This window comes from uncultured Campylobacter sp., from assembly GCF_938045205.1.
GTDB lineage: Bacteria > Campylobacterota > Campylobacteria > Campylobacterales > Campylobacteraceae > Campylobacter_B.
The window spans coordinates 1-4,062 of sequence record NZ_CALIMY010000014.1; the positions used below are offsets into that span (position 1 = coordinate 1).

3 protein-coding genes are annotated in these 4,062 nt (G+C 47.1%); all 3 read right to left on the minus strand.

The window, feature by feature from the left end:
- Window positions 1-420: 420 nt before the first annotated feature.
- The gene (locus tag Q0198_RS00660; RefSeq protein WP_297893854.1) at window positions 421-1,134 is read right to left on the minus strand and encodes a histidine kinase; all 714 of its coding nucleotides are present in this window, start codon (window positions 1,132-1,134) and stop codon (window positions 421-423) included.
- Between the two features lie 51 nt (window positions 1,135-1,185).
- The gene (selB, locus tag Q0198_RS00665; protein WP_297893857.1) at window positions 1,186-3,006 is read right to left on the minus strand and encodes a selenocysteine-specific translation elongation factor; all 1,821 of its coding nucleotides are present in this window, start codon (window positions 3,004-3,006) and stop codon (window positions 1,186-1,188) included.
- Window positions 2,999-4,062: L-seryl-tRNA(Sec) selenium transferase (locus Q0198_RS00670; RefSeq protein ID WP_297893859.1), on the minus strand; the 1,064-nt coding region annotated here is incomplete at its 5' end. The genes selB and Q0198_RS00670, both read right to left, overlap by 8 nt.

The window sequence follows — 4,062 nt, forward strand, 5'->3', positions numbered from 1 at the left end:
GCGGCTAAATTTTATCTGGGCTTTGCCGCAAAATTTTAAAATTTTGGCCGTGGATTTCGTTTATATATTTTCTCGCTTTTAAATTTCATATACTATCGCTTTTATGCTACTTTCAATATAAAGAATAATGCGGATTTTGCAGTAGAATTTTGCACGTGTCTTTTAAAAGTGGTCTGAAATTTTAAAGATCTGTGCCTGCTTTAAATTCCGTGATTATTAAATTTTAAAATTCCATATGCAAAGAAATTTTAAAATTTTAAATCTGGTTCGATAAAGAGATTTTGCTAAGCGGCGGGATTATAAAAATTCTAAAGTAATGGCCCGCGTGAAATTAAAAGGTCAATCCGGATTAATTAAAATCACTAAGACTAAGACGATGAGGTAGAATTTTGCGGATCGCTCCGCAAAATTTAAGAGAGATTATTTTAGCTTGTCTAGTTCGATGATGTAAGGCACCGAGTTTACCCCCGCACCGAAGTATTTGGCAGCTAGGGCTTTTGCAGCGTTTAGCTCGGCGGCGCTTACGTCTTTGGCACCTGCTTTGTTATCTTCGGCGTAATATTTTTTAAAAACCGCTATCTTTTGCTCGTCGGTTTTAGCATTTTTGATCTCTTTGTAGATGAGCGCGGATTTTGCGTGGCCGTCATCGCCGTGAACGGAGGTCATGATTATATCGACATTGTTATTTTTTAGTGTTTCTTCGATCCTTGCCATCTCTTTGCGGCAGAATGGGCACAAAGCGTCTGTCAGCATCAAAATCGTAGGCTTTTTAGGATCGTTTCCTAGCTTGATGATATTGTCTTTGCTCTCTGCTTTGAAGACCTTACTTAGCTGTCCTGCGATGCGGTCTTGTTTGATCTGCTCCTTATAGACTACGCGTTTTTTAGGATCGATGATATCGGTAAAGATCAGATCGCCTTGAGTGAAAACGATCTCCTCTTGCGACATATTGCCTTGAGAGATTTTTAAAACGACCGCTTCAACGCCCTTTGGCTCGCTAAGCGGGATGCGCTCGGCGACCTTTATTTCGATGCCTTGAGGCGCGCCGCCGTAGATAGATAAAATTTCGCTGTCGCTTAGAGCCGCGTTTAGGCTCGCTACGAGAGCAACTGAAGTTAAAATAGCTTTTTTCATTTTTTTCCTTTGCAAAAAATTCCGCGCATTGTAGTGCAAAATTTTAAATTTTTACTTTTTCAGATAGCGTTTATTGTCGATCGTCACGATATTTCCCATTTTATCTAGGTACTCGAGATAGCAGATGACGAATTTCCTGCTAAGCCCAAGCTCCTCTTTGGCGTTCGTGACGTTTACGAAGCCATCTTTTTCGATGATTGCGTAGAGGCGTTTGATCGCCAGGGCTAAATTTTCGGCCTCGACGAAGAGATTGTGCGCGAGACGGACGACCTTTTTGGCGTAGGTTAGCTTCTTTAGCGCGTCATCGCCGCTACTGCGGTCAATCTCCAGCTCGTCATAGACGTTATAAGGCGCTAATGGCGCTATGCCGCCCTTTTTGATGAGATCAAAAATTTTACTCTCCAGGCTCTGTTTAAGCGCGTCAAAATCCACCCCCGATTTTACGTAAACTCCGCCCTTTTTGGAGACAATGCCGCCTCGCTCAAGCTCGCTAAGCGCGCGCGCGGCGAGCTCTTCGCTAGCCCACGAGAGCTTTAGGGCGATCGAGGCGGGCGAAAAGATCGCGTAGTCGTTTTTTGAGACGATAAATTTTATGAGGCTTTTTACGTCCTCGATCGCGCTTAGATCGTAAACGCATAAATTTGCCTCGTCAAAATACGTCCCCTCTAAGCCGCGCGCGATCTTTACCGCTTCGCCGTACTCCATTCCGAAGCGCTGATAGGCCGAAAATAGCCCGAATCCGTGCTTGTGAAAGCCGCTTAGAATTTTAAACGCTTCGGTGAAATTTCGCTTCAAAAGCGCGGTGAGAAGCACAGCTTTGCTCTGCTTTTTTAGCGGCTCGATCACGGCGTTTAGCACGCGCCCGCCGCCGATTACGCGCGAGTTTGCCAAGCATACGAAGGGCTCTCCGAATTTCAAAAACATCGTTTTATCAAATTTAAAGCTTACGAGCTTCTCGCTGCTTGGAAGTTCCTTTAAAATGAGCGCTTTTGCTGCGCTTTGCTTGCTTCCGACGCAAAACAGCACGTCTTGATTATGCGAAATTTCGCCGCTAAAGGTGCAGTCGGCTTCGTTAAAGCCGCGGAAAAAGCCCTTTTTGCTTAGGATTTGCCCCTTTTGCAGCTCGCTCGTTTTGGCGTCCAGACTTAGCGCGACGCGGTTTGGAGCCTGCGCTAGCGGCGTGTCCTCGTCGTGGATCTGCACGCTTTTGACGTTAAAAATTTTACCCAGATCGCAGTTATAAAGCTTCTCACCCTTTGAAATCGCGCCGTTAATGAGGCTGCCCGTTACGATGGTGCCGAGCCCCTTGAGCGAAAAGACGCGGTCGATGTAGTAGTGCACCACGCCGCCTCCTTGACGCTGCGCAGGCTTGATATTGAAGAGATAGTTTTTCAGCTCGGCGATGCTCGCGGGGTCTTTTATGCTGATAAAAAAGGTATTTAAAATTTGCAAATCTTTAAATTTGGAGATATATTCCTTGCTCTGCGCCGCGACCTCGGACTTGCGCGCGTCGCCCACCAGATCGCACTTGCTGATGCATAAGATCACGCTTTTTACCCCAAGCAGCGATAAAATTTGAATATGCTCTTTACTTTGCGGCATTAGCCCGTCGTCCGCGGCGACTACCAGCATCGCAGCGTCGAAGGCATATGCGCCGCTAATCATCGTCTTTACTAGATTTTCATGCCCCGGTACGTCGATAAACGCAACGTTGGTATCTCCCGAGCGCAGATGGGAAAAGCTAAGATCGATCGTGATGCCACGCTGCTTTTCGCTCGGCATTCGGTCTCCTTCAAAGCCGTTTAGCGCCTTGATTAACGCGGTCTTTCCGTGATCGATATGGCCTGCGGTGCCGATGATTACGCTATTCATAAATTTCTCCGATCTTTTTTATTAAATCTTGCAAGTCGCTTTTTAAAATCGATCTGAAATCGAGCAAAAATTTATCATCCTCGATCCGTCCGATTATACCCGCAGCGCGAAATTTTGCCTGCGTGCTCTGGGGATCTGCGCCGTCAAGTATCGCAAGCGCGACGCTAGGGTAGGAGGCGCTCGGCATCGTACCGCCGCCTACGAAGGTGGTAGTAGGCACGATCTGCGATTTTATGCCGATACGTGATCGCACTAGCTCCGCTCGCTCACGTAGCTCGTCCAGGCTAAGATGGATCTGATCTATCGTCGTGATGAGGTGAAATTCTTTATTTATATACGCCTTGATCGTCTCGGCAAGCAGGCTTAGCGTGATCTTGTCCACGCGCAGCATTCGCAGTAGCTGGTTTTTGCGCAGGCGCGCGATGAGCTGCCGATCTCCTAGGATGATGCCGCACTGCACGGAGCCGAAAAGCTTGTCGCCGCTAAAGCTAAGCAGCCGCACGCCGCTTTTTAAAAGCTCAAAAATAGATGGCTCGCTTTTGCCGAGTCCAAATCCCAGCTCGCTTACGTAGCCGCTTCCAAGATCGTAATAATCGATGATCTCGTTAAAGCTTTCCTCTTTTTTCATGCTAAATTTTGCGGGGTAAATTTTAGAAATTTCGCTCTCGCCGCCTTCATAAAAACGCTCGCTATTTACGGACGGCTCGCCGCTATTTAAATTTAGAGCATTCGCAGAGCCTGCCGCTAAGCTTAAACCATTCGGCGCAGAATTTAAAATTTCGCCGTCCGTGTCCGACGAGCCGCCGCAAAGATCTGCTAAATTTTTAAAGCTTGCCGTTCTAAGCGCTAAAAATTCTCTCTTTGCCTGCGAGGCGCGACGTGCGAGAGCCGCAACTTCCGCAGCGCTTGCGCTCGAGCTGAAGCCCGAAATTTTAAAATTTGAGCGGTGCACCTTCATCAAGATCGCCGTGTTTTCATTGATCGCTTCTTCGTAATCGTCTAGCTTGGTTTTGTTCGTAGTGCCGATCTCTACGAGCTTTGCGCCTGAGTTTGACA

Coding starts and splice junctions, on each gene's coding strand:
- selB (WP_297893857.1), bottom strand. CDS start 3,006: ATGAATAGCGTAATCATCGGCACCGCAGGCCATATCGATCACGGAAAG.
- Q0198_RS00660 (WP_297893854.1), bottom strand. CDS start 1,134: ATGAAAAAAGCTATTTTAACTTCAGTTGCTCTCGTAGCGAGCCTAAAC.